This is a genomic window from Streptomyces sp. SudanB182_2057 (assembly GCF_964272715.1).
GTDB classification, from domain to species: Bacteria; Actinomycetota; Actinomycetes; order Streptomycetales; family Streptomycetaceae; genus Streptomyces; species Streptomyces rubradiris.
The window spans coordinates 4,237,172-4,253,585 of record NZ_OZ186798.1 but is presented as its reverse complement, the minus strand read 5'-3'; the positions used below and the strand labels follow the sequence as shown (position 1 = coordinate 4,253,585).

At 70.8% G+C, this 16,414-nt stretch carries 15 protein-coding genes; 8 read left to right on the top strand and 7 right to left on the bottom strand.

Translation table 11 applies throughout. The annotated features are described in order from the left end of the window. Position 1: 1 nt before the first annotated feature. From ACSURM_RS18510 to ACSURM_RS18500, 3 genes are all read right to left on the bottom strand, one after another. Positions 2-1,225 (bottom strand): MFS transporter, encoded by a 1,224-nt coding sequence (locus ACSURM_RS18510; RefSeq protein WP_436956418.1) that lies wholly within the window; start codon positions 1,223-1,225, stop codon positions 2-4. Then, a complete protein-coding gene (locus ACSURM_RS18505) occupies positions 1,225-2,775 on the bottom strand; it encodes an amino acid permease (protein ID WP_436956417.1) in 1,551 nt (516 codons plus the stop codon). Before ACSURM_RS18505 ends, ACSURM_RS18510 begins: the two co-directional genes overlap by 1 nt. 85 nt (positions 2,776-2,860) lie before the next feature. Continuing rightward, entirely contained in the window at positions 2,861-3,661 is an 801-nt protein-coding gene (locus ACSURM_RS18500; protein WP_436956415.1) for an AfsR/SARP family transcriptional regulator, read from the bottom strand. 59 nt (positions 3,662-3,720) lie between these two features. On the opposite strand from ACSURM_RS18500, the gene ACSURM_RS18495 reads away from it, so the two are divergent. From ACSURM_RS18495 to ACSURM_RS18485, 3 genes are all read left to right on the top strand, one after another. Continuing rightward, a complete protein-coding gene (locus ACSURM_RS18495; RefSeq protein ID WP_436956414.1) occupies positions 3,721-3,939 on the top strand; it encodes a hypothetical protein in 219 nt (72 codons plus the stop codon). A gap of 172 nt (positions 3,940-4,111) precedes the next feature. Beyond that, a complete protein-coding gene (locus ACSURM_RS18490; RefSeq protein ID WP_436956412.1) occupies positions 4,112-4,966 on the top strand; it encodes a 2OG-Fe(II) oxygenase in 855 nt (284 codons plus the stop codon). Positions 4,967-5,054: 88 nt separating this feature from the next. Next, a complete protein-coding gene (locus ACSURM_RS18485; RefSeq protein WP_436956410.1) occupies positions 5,055-5,897 on the top strand; it encodes a hypothetical protein in 843 nt (280 codons plus the stop codon). On the opposite strand, the gene ACSURM_RS18480 is transcribed toward ACSURM_RS18485, so the two are convergent. The 3 genes from ACSURM_RS18480 to ACSURM_RS18470 form a co-directional block, all read right to left on the bottom strand. Further along, complete coding sequence (locus ACSURM_RS18480) at positions 5,869-7,002, bottom strand: IS701 family transposase (RefSeq protein ID WP_436956408.1); 1,134 nt, start codon at positions 7,000-7,002, stop codon at positions 5,869-5,871. The two genes, ACSURM_RS18485 and ACSURM_RS18480, sit on opposite strands and share 29 nt — an antisense overlap. A gap of 296 nt (positions 7,003-7,298) precedes the next feature. Continuing rightward, positions 7,299-7,931 carry a ScbR family autoregulator-binding transcription factor gene (locus tag ACSURM_RS18475; RefSeq protein WP_436956406.1) on the bottom strand — a complete coding sequence of 211 codons (633 nt, stop codon included), beginning with the start codon at positions 7,929-7,931 and terminating at the stop codon, positions 7,299-7,301. 60 nt (positions 7,932-7,991) lie between these two features. After that, positions 7,992-8,819, bottom strand: coding sequence for a response regulator transcription factor (locus ACSURM_RS18470; protein ID WP_436956404.1), 828 nt, complete (start codon positions 8,817-8,819; stop codon positions 7,992-7,994). 471 nt (positions 8,820-9,290) lie between these two features. On the opposite strand from ACSURM_RS18470, the gene ACSURM_RS18465 reads away from it, so the two are divergent. The 4 genes from ACSURM_RS18465 to ACSURM_RS18450 all read left to right on the top strand — a co-directional run bounded on the left by ACSURM_RS18465 (position 9,291) and on the right by ACSURM_RS18450 (position 12,134). Continuing rightward, positions 9,291-10,181 carry a ScbA/BarX family gamma-butyrolactone biosynthesis protein gene (locus ACSURM_RS18465; RefSeq protein WP_436956402.1) on the top strand — a complete coding sequence of 297 codons (891 nt, stop codon included), beginning with the start codon at positions 9,291-9,293 and terminating at the stop codon, positions 10,179-10,181. Positions 10,182-10,188: 7 nt separating this feature from the next. Then, positions 10,189-11,127, top strand: a complete 939-nt coding sequence (locus ACSURM_RS18460; protein WP_436956401.1) for an NAD-dependent epimerase/dehydratase family protein — start codon at positions 10,189-10,191, stop codon at positions 11,125-11,127. A 147-nt stretch (positions 11,128-11,274) separates the two neighbouring features. Continuing rightward, a complete protein-coding gene (locus ACSURM_RS18455) occupies positions 11,275-11,583 on the top strand; it encodes a cupin domain-containing protein (protein WP_436956399.1) in 309 nt (102 codons plus the stop codon). Between the two features lie 50 nt (positions 11,584-11,633). After that, positions 11,634-12,134, top strand: a complete 501-nt coding sequence (locus ACSURM_RS18450; RefSeq protein WP_436956398.1) for a tetratricopeptide repeat protein — start codon at positions 11,634-11,636, stop codon at positions 12,132-12,134. 11 nt (positions 12,135-12,145) lie between these two features. Here the strand turns inward: ACSURM_RS18450 and ACSURM_RS18445 are convergent, their stop codons facing one another. Beyond that, positions 12,146-15,460, bottom strand: coding sequence for a BTAD domain-containing putative transcriptional regulator (locus ACSURM_RS18445; protein ID WP_436956396.1), 3,315 nt, complete (start codon positions 15,458-15,460; stop codon positions 12,146-12,148). A 239-nt stretch (positions 15,461-15,699) separates the two neighbouring features. Between ACSURM_RS18445 and ACSURM_RS18440 the strand changes: the two genes are divergently transcribed. Further along, a complete protein-coding gene (locus ACSURM_RS18440) occupies positions 15,700-16,242 on the top strand; it encodes an SDR family oxidoreductase (RefSeq protein WP_436956395.1) in 543 nt (180 codons plus the stop codon). Positions 16,243-16,414 lie beyond the last annotated feature (172 nt).

The window sequence follows — 16,414 nt, the reverse complement described above, 5'->3', positions numbered from 1 at the left end:
GTCAGGGGACTTGGACATGGTCGGGGGAGACGGGTGCGGTGTCGGCCGGGGAGGTCCGGAACCCGGGGACTTTGACGAGCGCCTTGAACCCGCAGGTGACCGCGAGGCCGAGAACCAGCACGGAGAGCCACAGGGTGCTGTAGCCGAAGGTGTTGGCCACGACGAGGCCTATGGGGCCGCCCGCTACGGCCGCCGTGTTCCACGCGAAGAACATGGAGCCCTGGTAGGTGCTCACCTTTCCCTCGGGCGCGCGGTTCGCCACGAAGCCGGCCGACGTGGGCGCCCACAGCACCTCTCCCAGGGTCCACACCAGCGTCGCCACGATGAAACCGGGCACCGAATGGGCGAAGGCGTTGAGCCCGAAGCCCACAGCGATGGCGAGCGCGGACAGCGCGAGCGGCACCTCCTCACGCATGTGCCGCGCGACTCGGGGGGCCAGCGGCAGCAGGACGACGGAGGCCACCGCGTTCACGGCAAGGACGACCCCGACCTCGCCAGGGCTCATCCCCTCACCGCGCATGCCCAGCGGCAACGTCGAGTTGACCTGAAGGTAGATGCAGGCCATGAGGAAGGTCAGGCCCAGGAACCCGGCCAGGACGGGTGAGCGGAACGGCTCGGCCATGGAGCGGGCGGCCTCGCGCAGTACGGGCCCCCGGGACCCTTGCCGTCCTGTGCTGCCCCCGTCCTTGGGCAGCCCCATCAGCAGGGCCGCGTAGAGAGAGCTGCCGACGGCCCAGACGAAGAACAGCAAGGGCGGTGAGTAGGCCAGCAGGAAGCCGGAGAGCACGGGGCTGAGCGACATCCCGACGTTGAAGCCGACGAGGTAGAGGCTGTAGGCGCGCTCGAAATCGGCTCTGGGGACGATCTCGTAGATCAGGCCGGCACTCGCGGGCCGGTCCACCGCGGACAGGAAACCCGTGACCAGAGCCAGCGAGCACAGCGCGGCCATGTTCGACGTCACCAGGTAGAGCAGGGCGGTGACGACGGCCACCGGCTGGGCACCGATGATGGTGCGCCGCGGACCGATCGCGTCGGCGAGTGCTCCGCCCACCAGACTGGAGGCGAGGACGCCCGCGCCGAACAGTCCGACGACGAGCGGGGTGGTCCGGGAGTCGACCAGATGGTCCTGCTCCAGGTACAGCACCAGGAACGCCGGCGCCAGGGAGCCGACACGGTTCAGGGCCTGCCCGCACCACAAGAGCCAGAAGGCCTTGGGAAAGCGCATCACGACTCCCTTGCCGCTGCCGCGCCCACCGCACTGCCCACAGCGGTGACCGGTGTATCGGTCCGGATGTCGGCAGTGCTCGGGACGGGTGACGCGGGCTGACGGGCGAAGACGCTGCGGCGCCGGCCGTAGGCCACGTACAGGAGCAGGCCGGCCGCGAGCCAGATGGCGAAGGTGAGCCAGGTGAGCAGCGAGAGGTTGACCATCAGGTAGAGGCACGCGGCGAACGAGATCCCCGGCAGCAGCGGGACCAGCGGAACGCGGAAGGGCCGCGGCAGGTCGGGACGCGTACGGCGCAGAACGATCACTCCGACGGACACGAGGACGAACGCGAAGAGTGTGCCGATGTTGACCAGGTCCGCCAGCACGCCGATGTCGACGAAGCCCGACAGGACAGCCATCACCACGCCGAGCGCCATCAGACTGCGGTGCGGGGTGGCGTAGCGCGGATGCACCGTGGCGAAGGCCGGGGGGAGCAGGCGGTCGCGGCTCATCGCGAGGAGCACTCGGCTCTGACCCCGGATGCTCACCATGCAGACGGTGACCAGGCCGACCACCACGCCCACGCTGATGACGGCCCCGACCACGGGGTGCCCCACGGCCTTGAACGCCTCGGCGACGGGCGCTTCCACCGACAGCCGGCTGTACGACTGCATGCCGGTGAGAACCAGACTCACCGCGACGTACAGAACCGTCACGATCAGCAGGGAGCCCAGAAGGCCGATCGGCAGGTCGCGCTGCGGTCGCCGCGTCTCCTCCGCCGACGTCGCCACGACATCGAATCCGATGTACGCGACGAACACCATGGCCGCCGCCGTGATGATCCCGGTCACCCCGAAGGCCGACGGCGTGCCCGGAAGGAGGGCCTGGAGCAACGGAGTGTGCACACCCGAGGCCGTCTCGGCGGGTGCGGCAGGCGGTACGAACGGACTGTAGTTCGATGCCTTGACGAAGAAGGCCCCCACCACGATGACGAACAGGACCACCGCCACCTTGACGGCGACCAGAACCTGCGTGGCGCCCTTGGAGAGGGTTCCACCTCGGATCAGCAGCCCGACGAGGAGCAGGATGAGCAGCACGGCGGGCAGGTTCACGAAGGATCCGTCGCCCCCGCTCACCGCCGCGGGAAGATGGATACCCGCGGAATCGAGGAGAGACTGGAGGTAGCCCGACCAGCCCACCGCCACCACGCATGCGGACAGGGTGAGTTCGAGCATCAGCGCCCAGCCGATGACCCATGCCGCCAGTTCGCCGAGCGTGGCGTAGGTGAAGGTGTAGGCCGAGCCGGCGACCGGGAGGGCCGACGCCAGTTCCGCGTAGCACAAGGCGGCGCATCCGCAGACGACTGCGGCCAGGATGAAGGACACGGCGACGGAGGGGCCTGCCATCTGCCGTGCCACCTGTCCGGTGAAGACGAAGATTCCCGTGCCCAGGACCATGCCGACGCCGGTGACCACCAGGTCGAACCACCCCTGGTCGCGGCGCAGCCTTCCTTGCCCGTCACCTCCCTCGGCGGAGGACAGGACTTGCTCAACTGACTTGACACGCATGGAACTTCAACCTCGTGCCTTATGAATGGCTGCCATGGGATCCTTCTGTTTCATCGTGGTGATCATTGATGCAAAGGGAGGCGCGTCAGGCGACCGGCGCGAAAATCCCGTCGGTGCGCTCTTCGAGCCACGGCTCACGGCCGAGAATGGCGTGGTGCAGCATGCTGACCCTGCGGCCGGGTTCCATACCGAACCGCGTGACGAGCGTCGAGCGCAGATGTCCGTACGTGGCAAGGGCTTCGGTGGTGCGGCCGTTGCGGTACAGGGCCGCCATCAACAGCCCCTGGATCTTCTCCCGCTCCGGGTACCTCAGGGCCAGCTGACGCAGATCGCTGAGGACCATGAGCTCTCTGCCCAGGCGCAGGTCGATCTCCAGCTTGCGTTCCATGGTGGACGTCCAGGCCTCGTCGAGGACCGTACCCAGCTCTCTCAGCGCGGAGACCTCGCGCAGATCGGCCAGCGCGGGGCCGCGCCACAGCGCGAGCGCCAGCCGGAGGCGCCGGCTCTCCGCTTCCAGCGCCTCGCGGTCCTCGACCCGGGGGGTGTCCTGCCGATGCGTGAGACGCCGGAACTCGACAAGGTCGAGTGAGTGGTCGGCCAGCCGAAGAATGTAACCGGGCAGGCTGGTGGAAATCCCGTCGGGATTGAAACCGAAACCGGCCAGGTGGCGCCGGATCTTGGAAATGTACACCTGCAAAGCTGCGCGGGCTGTCGACGGCTGGCCGTCCTTGCCCCAGAGGTTCTCTGCAAGGCTGGACGCCGGCAGGCACTGGTCGTGGTGGGTGACGAGCAGCGCGAGAAGTGCACGCTGCTTGAAAGCACTGGGAGTGCAAACCCCGAGATCTCCGGAATCTACCTCGAAGTGGCCGAGAACCTTGAATTCCATAGACGAGTCCCCTGAGTAGCGAGCCGGTGCGCATGGGTGGCGCGCAGCAGTCTCCAGGTATGACCGAACGCGGCAACTCGATCAGGCTGCCGTTTCAGCAGGCAGGAACTTACTTCACTGCGCGTGGCGGGTGTGCCCGTCACCTTGCTTCCGCCGGCGAACGTCCCTTGCGTGGACTGGTGAACAGCCCATCGGGCGGGCTGGATGCCGACCGCAACTTTGGCAACTCCACACAAAGTCGCGGCGCTGTCTCCAATGCGTCGGAAGAGGCGGCGTGAGAGTTGCCGGCAAGTCGGCCAAACCCGCTCCAAAGTCAGGGTGAACCCGCACCTTCTTCCGCCTTGTCGCATGGTGCGCTCCGACATTTGACGGCCTATGGTCGACGAGTCTTCAGGGCCTGCTCGAGGCATGGCCCGAATTGGTGACTGAGTAGCCCGGAAGGGAACACCCATGATTGCGGAACTGGACTCCAGGAAGATCTCTCCGTTCGGGGAACTGGATAATCCGCGTGTGATCGAGGCGGAACGAATTACCAGGGAGGACCTCCTCGCCCTGGCTCACGGCGAAGCCATCGCGATCGTGGTCCGTGAGTACTGCCCCCTGGACCTGTGCGCACGCGCCACGCAGCAGCTGCTTCACGACAGCTTGTACGGCGAGTACGCGAACGTCCCCGGCGTGCACAAGTGGGGTCTGAACACGTACGAAGGGCTTTCCACCAAGGAGCGCGAACAGCGCTACTTCTCGGAGGCCGTGGCTGCCGTGCAGTCGCTGCGTGATGCCTGGAGCCCCTACCTCTCGCCTATCGACCGGCTGCGTCTGGAACTCCAGGAGGCATGGCCGGGCGGTGCGAACATGGAGCACCTCGAGGGCAACCCGCTGTTCGTCGGCCAGGCGCGCGTCTTCACCGCGGGCAACGGCGCCATCCCCCACCAGGACTTCCTGTCCTGGGAGCTGGAGGACCTGCGGCGGGAGGACCGGTCCGACGGCAAGGCCGAGCTGCTCACCCAGATGACCGCCAACCTGTACCTGCAGACCGCCGACGAGGGCGGCGAGCTCGAGCTCTGGTCCCGCGGTTACGAACACGCCGAGTACGACGCTCTCCGCGTATCGGCTGACAGCTACGGACTCAACCGCGACCTGATCCCGGAGCCCACGGTGGCGCTGAAGCCGACCGCGGGCATGCTGATCCTCTCGCACGCCTCGCGCATCCACGCCGTGCGGCCTTCGAGCGGGCGCGACCGTGCGGCCGTGAGCTTCTTCATCGGGGTACGCGGCACGGAGCAGCCGCTCACCTACTGGAGCTGACGGGCGACGCGGCGGCGCGGGCCGGCAGGCCGGCCGTACCCGCGCCGCGCCGGCGGGACCCGAGGTACGAAGAGGAACCACAAGGACTGTGAGCACTGCAGGTTTGCCGACCCCGGGCCGGGCGCTTCACCCGTACGCACGTCAGCGACTGACAGGCCGGTTCGCCGAGCTCATCCGGCATGAACAGGAGCTGGCTGTCTCGCTTCGCTCCCTCGCCGTGCCGGCACCCACCGGCTCATCGCGATCTGTGTTGCTCGACCATGCCGCGCAGCACGAGCGGGACGCCGGGCTGCTCCGCTCGCTGGCTTCGCGCTTCAGCCCCTCGGGCTGTCTCCTCGAGGAGCCGGCGAAGCCGGGGGCGACCGCTCGCCGAGCGGTCGGCGGGGGCGTGGACACGCGGTCGTACGCGCGGCTCGGTGCCCGCTACGTCCTGTACGAGGGTGTCCTGATCGACTCGCTGGTGGCGGCGTTGCGTACCGACCTGCGGGTGGCCGCGGCGCCGGAGGGGTTCGATGAGGCGCTGGAAGGTATGGCCGATGCGGCGGATGCCCGGCGGACCCAGGTGCGGGAAGCACTGACGGGAGGCGGGTGGGGCGCTTGGAACAGCGGTGTGCTTGTCGCCGGACTGGACAACGTGGTGCGCGCGCTGGTGGTGCCGGAGCGGGGCGCCGTCGTCCCGATGATTCCGGTGGCCTTGACGCGTCAGGCCCGTGCCCTGACCGACCAGTGGTCTGCCGCCTGTGAACGGGCTGTCGCCCTCCTTGCGTCCCCGAGGTCCTCCGTCCCGGAAGACGATGTCAGGGGATGCTGGTGGTCGTCGACGCGCGAGGCCCTGGCCGAGTACCGGCAGCTCTGGGGGCGGGAGCACTGCGTCGTCCGCGCTGCCGCCGCGGGCTCGTCCTTCATGCCGCTTCTGTCGAGACAGGTGTGAGCAGTTCGTCCGTCGCTTCTCGCAGACAGTTGAAGGCGAAGGCCGCCGACACCAGCGACATGTGGTGATGCCAGCCGGGATAGGAGCGGCCCTCGAACGCGGTCATCCCGAACTCCCCCGCGAGCGCGTCGACGGTGGAGGTGACGTTCACCTTGCTCGCCAGGCGGCCCAGCCGCTCATGGCTTTCGCGGACCATATTGGTGATCCACAGCCGGCCTGGCTGCTGTGCCGTCGGATCCGAGAGGGTGAACAGCCGACAGGCGGGAAGGGCGGCATCTGCCCCTGGCAGGCCCACGGGGCGGGAGAGCATGCGGGCGGGCCCCCCGCCCAGGGGCATTGTCTGTGTCCCCTCGAACCCCAGGACACCGCGGGCGCCCACCACAGGCCCGGGCCGAGTCCGCGTCGGCAGACCGTCCGGGACGGCTATGAGGAATTCGTGACGGCGTGCCTGCAACGCTCGAAGCAGCCAGCCGGCGCCTCGCTCGTTGCTGAGATCGGCGACGACGGGAAGACGGGCCGAACCGCTCCTGGCCGTCAGTGAGTCGACGAGGTCCAGGGCATGGCCGACCACTGTGCCGGCGCGGAGACCGGCGGGGATCCGCGCGCGGCTGCGGAGTCGCTCGTCCTGGTCCCAGCGGCCGGGCAGCAGGAGCTTCCAGTCGACAGGCACGGTTGCCCGTGTGCCGGCCAGGAAGACACCGACGCCCACCTGGCAGTTGACGGTACGCCCCAAGGCGGGGACGAAGCGGTGGTGTACGCCGGCACAATGCTCTCCGCGTCGGGGAAGCGCTGCCGGGGCGATCACCCACGCGCGGGCGTTGTCCCGCTCTTCCACCCAGCGCAGGAGCGCGCGGCGGACGGGCAGCCAGTCCCATGGGCTGGCATTGATGAACTGGTGGAGCCCGTGCGCGGCTTCGGGCATACCCATCGCTTCCGCCAGGCGGCGGATCGACTTGCGCCCCGAGACGGTCAGCAGCCCCTCGATGTAGAAACGGCCCCATCGTCGCTGATCCACGCGAGGCAGGTCGGCAAGAATCTCTTGAGTGAACTTCCGCAATTCACCCGAGAGAAATGCGGCTCGATAGGAAGTGAAGGGCGTGGTCACGACTGAACCGCCTTCCGAGGGGCGCGAACCGAGGGCCTGAAGCCCGTCCATTGCCGACGCCGATCAAGGGATCCGGGTCTCCTGTCGTGCGGCAAAAAGAAGTCTTGCCGTGTACTCACCGAATTTCAATGGGTTCAGGTACAGGGTGTGTCATCACTCTGCAGGCTTCGGAGTGGAAACCTCAGCGGTTCTTCAGGGAAGTTCAGAGGACTGTCAGGAAGCGTCCGCAGGCAGTTGTACACAAAAGCGTTCAGGGTCGAAGAGACTTCTTCTTCGACCCTGAACGCTTGGAGTGGTCAACTGCCCTGTTCGGAGTTACTGAACGCGGGAGGGGACGTCGTGCGCAGCCGTGGAAGTATTCCCGGGGCGGCGAGGCCCGGGAGAATGAGACGCCATAGGGCGGAGACCCGCTCGGGAAGGTCTTGGCGACTGCTGTAGATCTGTGACATGACCTGGAGGCCGGTGAACGACCCCACGATGGTCTGCGCGACTTCCGGCAGATTCGTCCCCGGGAGGAGCTCGCCCTGCCGGCTCGCCTGGCGCAACAGATCTTCGATCGCTGCGATCGATTGCTGATACGGGGTGTTGGTGGGGGGCGCGAAAGAGGACTGCTCGACTGCGAGCCGCACACTGGCCCGCAGGATCGGGTCGTGCTGGAGTTGGTGCGCGAATCCCAGGGTGAGATCGATTACGGACTGCAGGACCACCTCTTGGTGCGGCACCACCAGAGCCTGGCCGTGTGCCTCGATCAACGCGGTGGCGATTGCCTCTTTGGACGGGAAGTGGTGATACAGGGCGCCGCGGGTGAGGTCTGCCCTGGCGAGGATCTCATTCGTGCTCGCCGCGTCGTAGCCGCGCTCGTCGAATACGTGCGCGGCTGCCTCCAGGATCAGGCGTCTCGACCGGATGCCTCGTTCCTGTCGAGCCATGTCTGTACTCCTGTGCCGCGTATCGAAAACCAAACAGACTTGTCTGCACTATAGCCCCTCTCAAGGGCTGTCGGCCGACGCCAGGTCCGGCATCCGCCACGGTTCCCCGAGACGGAAGCCGACCCCCCGAACCGTCACGATCCAGTCGCTCGATCCGAGCTTGCCGCGGAGGCTGCTGACGTGGGTGTCGATGGTGCGCCCGCGCTGTGGCGAGTCCTCGTTCCACACCTGGCTCATCACGCGGCGCCGTGAGTGGATCGTCTCCGGCTGGGACACGAGGAGATGGAGCAGGTCGAACTCCTTGGGCGTCAGGTCCAACGGCCTGCCGTCGAGCAGGCTCTCGCGCCTTGCCGCGTCCAGACGCAAGGGGCCGTACGTGACGACGTGCGACGCGGTGGCCTGTGTGGCGACCGGGCGGGGGCGGGACCGGCGCAGGACCGCCTCCATGCGGGCCAGCAGTTCGCGCAGCCCGAACGGTTTGACGACATAGTCGTCCGAGCCCGCCTGCAGTCCGAGCACGCGATCGAGTTCCGACCCGCGTGCGGTCACGGTGATGATCGGCACGTCACCGGCCAGCCGGATGCGTCTGCATACCTCGAGCCCGTCCAGATCGGGCAGGTCCAGGTCGAGGAGCACGAAGTCGGCCTGGTGGTGTTCCGAGAGCGCCTCGGCGCCGCTGCCGACACTGTCCGCCCGGTAGCCGTGCCGGCGCAGTTCCTGCACCAGGCCGTCGGCCGCGTGGCTCTCGCCGTCGATGACGAGGACCCGGAGCGCGGGTGCGGCCTCGGCCCGCCCGCTCCCCGCCGTGGTCCGGGGCGGATCGGTGAGGGGCCGGGGGTCGCGCCGATCCACCCGCGTCCCCACCGGATCGGCAGCCGTCCTGTTCATCCATCTCTCCCTGGGCGCTTCCCGGAGAGCTGTTGCGTCGCTCACGATCCGAGACATTAACAGGCAACCCTGTCTGGTTGCCACCGCCTCTCCGGCGGGTTGCCCGGACAGTGATGTAGCCGAGAAGTCGTGGAATGAAGTGCGGCAAAGAAGGTTGAAGTGGCGTAATCGACAGCATGGAAGTGTCGCTTACGGGACATTTCGGAAGCTCTTGTTGTCGGAGTGCGTGTCTCTGAGGGTGGGGCAGTGAAGAGAAACCAGGCAAACGTGACTGGTTCTACCGTTGCTTGGAGTAAAGAACAGACAAGCCTGCCTCTATCTTTTGGGCTGCATGTGTTCCAACCAGCCTGGGCGGGGCGAGCAGACCCACGTTCGACCTGCTCAGGCCGTAGAAAGACAGGAGTGCCGAGGATGCTGGCTGCCAGCCCGGCGCCCAGGGCCGACAGCGCCTTGACGGCAGGTTCGTTGTTCATGGGCACCGTTCCGCGGGGATACGTACACCGCGCTGCCGTGGCGGAGGTCTTCCTCACCGGATGGGAAGCCGCCGCGGACTCGGCTGACTCCTTCGTGGTGCGGGCCCAATGGCCCAGAGGGCACGCGCTTTTCGCGCCCCTCGGCGGCTACCAGGACCCGATGCTCCTGGTCGAGTCGATCCGGCAGGCCGGAAGTCTGCTGGCCCACGCCGAATACCGTGTCCCGTTCGGCCATCAGTTCCTGATGTGGGACATGTCCTTCACCGCCGAGGCTTCCGCGTTCGCTGTCGGCGCGACACCGACCGATGTCGAACTGCACGTGGTGTGCCACGACATCGTCCGCCGCGGCGGGACGGTCGTGCGCATGCGCTACACCGTCGCCGTCCGGCGCGCCGGGCGGACTGTCGCCGGTGGTACCGCGAGCTTCAGTTGCATCAACCCTTCGGTGCACCGCCGGTTGCGCGGCGAGCGGCCCACTTCGACGGGAAGTGTGCCGCCTGCCCCGGTCGACCCTGCCGTACTGGGACGCGCGCGCCGGCAGGACGTGCTGCTGGCGGCGCCGGCGGAGGCCCGGGACATGCGCTGGGAGCTTCGCGTCGATACCGGCCACCCGATCCTCTTCGACCACCCGGTCGACCACGTCCCCGGCATGGTGTTGATCGAGGCCGCACGGCAAGCGGCTCGTGTGGCGACCGCCCAGCCCGACGCGCTTCTTGTCGGCATGGAGAGCGAGTTCACGCGGTACACGGAACTCGACGAGCCGTGCTGGGTGGAAGCACACGTCGAACCCTCCGGCGCGGCGGGTGAGACCCGCGTCCGCGTCGACGCCGAGCAGAACGGAGAGCAGGTCTTCACCGCTCTCTTGACGCTCCGCCGTGTGAACGGATGAACGTGCCATGGTGTTCGAGGAACAGCCCGTGCGGCGTGTCCTGATCACTGGCGCGGCGGGCTTCATCGGCCGCCATGTGGTCCAAGAGGCCGCACGGCGGGACGTGCGGCTCAGGCTCATGGCGCACAGCCGCCGGGTGCCCGATACGGTCGCCCACCGACAGGTCGTCCCGGCCGACCTCACCGATCCGAGCGCGCTGCGGGGGGTCTGCGACGGAGTCGACGTCCTGCTGCACTGCGCATCACATATCGGCGGCACTCTCGAAGCCAACGAGGCCGTCAACACTCAAGGGACGAGGAACCTGCTCGACGAGGCCCGACGCGCTGGGGTCCGCCGCATCGTGTACGTGAGCACGGCGGCTGTCTACGGACGGGGCGCGTTCAGGAACGCGACGCCGACCCGGCTCACGAGGAACCCCGGATCGCCCACGTCGGTGACGCGTGCCAAAGCCGAGGACATGGTCCTTGACGCAGGGGGCACGGTGTTGCGTCCGCACCTCGTCCACGGCGCGGGCGACAACTGGCTCCTGCCGGGGCTGGTGCGGCTGCTCCGCACCTTGCCGGCCACAGTGGAAGGCTGGACGGCGAGGCTGTCGGTCATCGCGGCGAGCGACCTGGCGCGCTTGACAGTGAGCGCCGGCCTTGCGTCATCGGCGGATCTGACGGCTCCCGTCTACCACGCGACCCATCCGGACACCGTCACCGCGGACACGCTGCTACGAGCGGTGGCCGCGCATTCCGCGATCCCATGGCCGCACCGGGACCTCTCAGTGGCGGAAGCCCGGTCACTGCTGGCGGACGACAGCCACTCCGCCCACGGACTCGAGATGCTGACCAGTGATCACTGGTTCGACGGCACTCCGCTGTGGCGGGACCTGGGCCTGGTCCCGGGCCCCGCTTTCGACGGCTCCTTCACCGGGCAGCGGGACGACAGCCACCGCCGGTGATCCGCCGGCCGGCGCCGGTGCGCCGCCGAGGCGTACGGTCCCCGGCACCCTTTACTCTCCGGTCGACCACCCCGCGGGAGGGGCGCGGTAGCGTCGAGGGATCCACCGATCATCGTTGGGCCCGCGCGGGCCCTCCGGAGGTATGCCATGAGCTTGGTCAACCTGTTCGACGCGGCCTCGGCGCTGCCCGAGGCGTGGAGTTCGCGGCTGCTCGGGGAGATCGGCACCGCTTCGGTGAAGCTGCTGCGCATGGACGGGACGCCGGTGCCGGAGGAGGCGCACGGCACGGCCGAGGTCCTGATCGTGCTCGACGGACGGATGGAACTGATCGTCGAGGGCGACCCGGTGGTGGTCGGGCCGGGGGAGATGTACCGCGTTCCGGCCGGGACGGCGCACGCCGTGGGTCCGGGCAGCCGCGGCAGTCTTTTGATTGTGGAGGTTTCCGGGATGGACTGACCGCAGTCCGGGGGGCGAGGAGGCGTGGGCGCCTCTATGATCACCGGTCCATGGATGAATCAGGCAGGGACGAACTGCTCGCCGCCGCTGTGCGGATGCGGGGGCGAGGGGACGCCGGGGAGGCCCGGTTGCGGCTGTTGGAGCTGGCCGAGCGGTATCCCGATGATGCCGAGGTGGCCTATCAGACCGCCTGGGCGCATGACGTGCTCGGCAGGGAGGCCGAGGCTGTCGCCTTCTACGAGCGTGCGGTGCGGGGCGGCGGGCTGTCGGCGGAGGACCGGCGCGGGGCGCTGCTGGGGCTCGGCAGCACCTACCGCGTGCTCGGCCGGTACCCGGAGGCGGTGGCCACGCTGCGCCGGGCCGTGGCGGAGTTCCCCGACGACGGGGCCCTGCGGGCCTTCCTCGCCATGGCCCTGTACAACACGGGCCGGCACGAGGAGGCCCTGCGCCTGACGCTCACCCTGCTCGCCGCCACCAGCGAGGACCCCGGGGTACGGCGGTACCGGCGGGCCATCGAGGAGTACGCGCGCGACCTGGACGCCACCGTCTGAGCGGCCCGGGGCTACCGGCGGACGCCCTCCAGTGCCGGGGCCGCCTCGCGCAGGGCCTCCTCGGGGGTCAGCCGGGTGCCGTCGGCGAAGGACCGGGTGAAGGCCGCGTCGCCCAGGGCGGCGCGGGCCGTCCGCTCGACGCGGTCCACGTCGGTGCGCTCGGCCGGCGGCAGCGGCGCGCCCACGCTGCGGCGGGCCGCGTCGGCCGCACCGAGCAGCAGGGCCGCGCAGGCCGCCCCGTCCCGGGTGCCCCGCAGGGCCGCCGCGCCGGCCAGGCCCTCCAGGGACAGCGCGAGCGCCCGCGGCTCGTCTATCGCGCGGGCCACCTCCAGGCCGCGCAGATGGTGCGCCGCGGCCGTGCCGGCGTCGCCGCGCAGTTCGGCGACGAACCCCAGCTCGGCCAGCAGCAGATGGTCGCCCGCCTGCGAGGACACGTCGGCGTACCCCTCGCGCAGGTGCCGCAGGTGCGCCTCGGCCGCGTCGAGGTCGCCGGAGCGGCGGGCGCCGAGCGCGAGGCCCATCTCGGCGTGGATCTCGCCGTATTTGTAGCCCTGTTCGGCGGCGCTGCGCCGGGCCTGTTCGTGCAGGTCGCGGGCGCGGTCCCAGTCGTGGGCCAGCAGTGCCAGGCGGCCCAGGCCGGACAGCCGGGCCGACACCTCGGCCGCGAGGCCCAGTTCGCGGGCGATCCGCAGCCCTTCGTACTGGCGGCTGACGGCCTCCTCGTACTCGCCCTTGATCTCCGCGAGCGCCGCCAGCGGTGACACCGTCTGGAGCTCGCCCCAGCGGTCGCCCAGTTCGCGGAAGAGCGCGGCGCTGCGCCGGCCGTCGCGGCCCAGCCCGGCGAGGTCGCCGCGGACCAGCGCGAGCGTGGCCCGCAGGCCGAGCGCGGCGGCGGTGCCCCACTGGTCGTCCGCGACTGTGAACAGCGTCAGCGCCCGGTCGTTCAGCTCCCCGCTGTCGGCTACCGCGCCCGCGCTGAACAGGCCGTACGCGCACAGCCACAGCGAGCGGGCCCGCCGTACCGGATCGGGCACGCCGGTGTCGTCGGCGAGGGCGGTGTCGTCGGGGGCGGCGGTGTCGTCGGGGAGGGCGGTGGTCGGGTCGCGGTCACCGGTGAGCAGGGCGAACGCGGTGTGCAGCAGCGTGAGTTCGCGGCGGTCGGCGGCCGTCGTGGTGTCCAGCACCGCGCGCAGGCTGCGACGGGCCTGGGCGAGCCGGCCGCGCAGCAGCCACCACCAGGCCAGCGCGGTGGCCAGCCGTGCCGCCTGGTCCGGGGCCCCGGCGGCGGCCCGGCGCACGGCCTCGTCCAGGGCCGAGCGCAGATTGCCGGCCTCGGCGTCGAGCCGGGCCAGCCAGGACCGCTGCCCGGGACCGCGCAGCTCGGGTTCGGCGCGTTCGGCGAGCGCGAGGTAGTGGCGCAGGTGCCGGTCGCGTACGGCGGCGAGGTCCTCCATGTCGTGCAGCCGCTCGGTGGCGTACGCGGTGACGGACTCCAGGAGCCGGTAGCGCGGGCCGGTGGGCCCGGCCACCACGACCACCAGGGAACGGTCGACCAGCCGCGTCACCAGGTCGGGCACCTCGGCGGAGGCCACCCCGTCGCCCGCGCACACCGCCTCGGCCGCCTTCAGGTCGCAGCCGTCGCTGAACGCGGCCAGTCGGCGCAGCACGATGCGCTCCGGCGCGCTGAGCAGCTCCCAGCTCCAGTCGATCACCGCGCGCAGGGTCTGCTGGCGCTCGGGCGCGCCGCGTCGCCCCGAGGTCAGCAGCTGGAAGCGGTCGCCGAGCCGGGCCGCCAGCTCGCGCACACCGAGCGCGCGGACCCGGGTCGCCGCCAGTTCCAGGGCGAGCGGGATGCCGTCCAGGCGGCGGCAGATCTCGGTGACGGCGGCGCGCTCGGAGTCGTCGCAGGTGTCGGGGGCGAGCGAGAAGCCGGGGGCCGCGGCGGCGGCGCGCTGGGTGAACAGCCGTACCGCGTCGTCGGTGGGCAGCGGCTCGACCAGGAACACCTCCTCGCCCGGCAGGCCCAGCGGCTCCTGGCTGGTGGCCAGCACGCGCAGACCGGGCGCGGTGCGCAGGAGGAGGGTGGTGAGTTCGGCGGCGGCGTCCACGACGTGCTCGCAGTTGTCCAGGACGAGCAGTGTGCGGCGGTCGCGCAGGACGGCGGCGAGGTGGTGCGCGGGGGACCGGGTGCCGGTGCCGGAGACCGGTACGGCGGAGGGCGCGTGGTCGCTGATGCCGAGGGACGCGGCGACGACCTGGGCCAGGTCGGCGGCGGCCCCGCCGCGGACGCCGGAGAACTCCACGAACCAGGCACCGTCGGGGAGTTCGGCCGCGGACGCGGCTGAGAGGAGGGCGTCGGCCGCGGCCACCGCCAGCCGGGTCTTGCCCACGCCGCCGGGCCCGGTGAGGGTCACCAGGCGGGCGGCGCCGAGGAGTCCGGTGACCCGGTCGAGCGCGTCGCGGCGGCCGATGAGGGGGGTGAGGGAGGCGGGCAGGTTGGAGGGGGCGGGCGCCGGGGGCGTGGCGGCCTTCGGGGGCGGGGCGGGCGCCTCGGGTTCCCGGGGAGCGGTGTCGGCGGTGCGCGGCGCGACCGTGAGCGAGGGGTCCTGGCGGAGCACCGCCTGGTGCAGCGCGGCGAGTTCGGGGCTGGGTTCGACACCCAGGTCGGCCACGAGCCGGGCGCGCAGGTCCTCGTACGCCGCGAGGGCCTCGCTCTGCCGGCCCGCCGCGTACAGCGCCCGTATCTGGAGCGCGCGCAGCCGTTCCCGCAGCGGGTGCCGGGCCACCAGGTCGGCCAGCTCCCCGGCGAGCAGCACGTGTTCGCCGGCCGCCAGGCGGGCCTCGGCCTGCTCCTCCAGCACCGACAGCCGCTGGTCGGTCAGGCGCCGCGCCGCCGCGCGCGCGAACTCCTGGTCGGCGAAGTCGGCGTAGGCCGGTCCGCGCCACAGTCCGAGGGCCTCGGTGAGCAGCGCGGCCCGGTCGTCCGGGGCCTCGACGGCGCGGGCCCGGTCCACCAGGTCGCGGAACCGGACGGCGTCCACCTCGTCGGTGTCGTCCAGCCGCAGCCGGTAGCCGGCCGGCTGGAGCTGTACCCGGTCCCGGCCCAGTACCCGGCGCAGCTGGGAGACCTTGGCCTGGAGCGCGCCGGCGGGGCGGCCCGGCGGGCGGTCGCCCCACAGGTCGTCGATCAGCCGGTCCGCGGAGACCGGTCCGCCGTCGTGGGCGAGCAGGTCGGCGAGCAGCGCCCGGACCTTCGCCTCGGGAACCCTGACGGCCACCCCCTCGTCGTCCCACACCGTCAGTGGGCCGAGCACCCCAAACCGCATGTGCGTCACTGTACGTCACGGTGCCGATCCGTTGGGGGGTCCGTTCGGCCGTGCGCCGCCCACCAGCGGGTTCGCCGGTCGCCGGGTGTTCCGCCCGTCGGCCGTAAGCCGCACGTCAGCCGGTCCGGAGCGCTCGTGAGCCGGCCGTAAGCCGTTCCGAAGGTTTCCCGAAGCGCCCGGGCGCAAGGTCGTTTCCACCGAGCCGTTGTGGCAGGTGCGGCGAAGGAAGAGGAAGCAGCATGACCAAGTACGCGGGCCGGACGGCCGTAGTCGTCGGAGAGGCCACCGCCGTCGGACTGGCCGTGGCCAAGCGTCTGGTGGAGGGCGGCGCCCACGTCGTGCTGACCGCCCGGACCACGCGGGAGCGGGACCGCGCGGGCGGGGAGCTGGGCTCCGCCGCCCGGGTCGTCGCGCCTTCCGACGTGACCGCCTGCCTGGGGCCCGGCGGCGTCGTCGACCTGCTGTTCGCGGACGTCGTGGCCACCGCCCGGCCGCTGCTGCCGCGGCTCAGGGACGGTGGCGCCGTGGTGCTGATGACCCCGGCGCCCTCACCCGCCGCCGTGCACGCGCTGGCCGACGAGCTGGTCTCCCGGGGCATCCGCGTCAACGCGGTGGCGCCGGGCTGTATCGAGGCGCCGGGCGGCGTCGGGGTGCCCCTGCCGCCCCTGGGCCGCCTCGGCGCCGCTGAGGAGGTGGCCCGGGCCGCGCTCTTCCTGGCCACCGACGCCACGTTCACCACCGGGGCCCGCCTGCCGGTCGACGGGGGCCTGAGCCGGCCATGACGACGTACCGGACCCGGCCGGCGTACCGGACCCGGCCGACGGGCCCGGGGCGACGGCGGGCGCGCCGACGGCAGATCCGGCCATGACGGCCTGCCGGCGGTCCCGGCCGACGAGCCCCCGGCCTCCCGGCGGACCCGGCTCCCCGGCCCCGCCCCGAGCTTTCACCCACTCC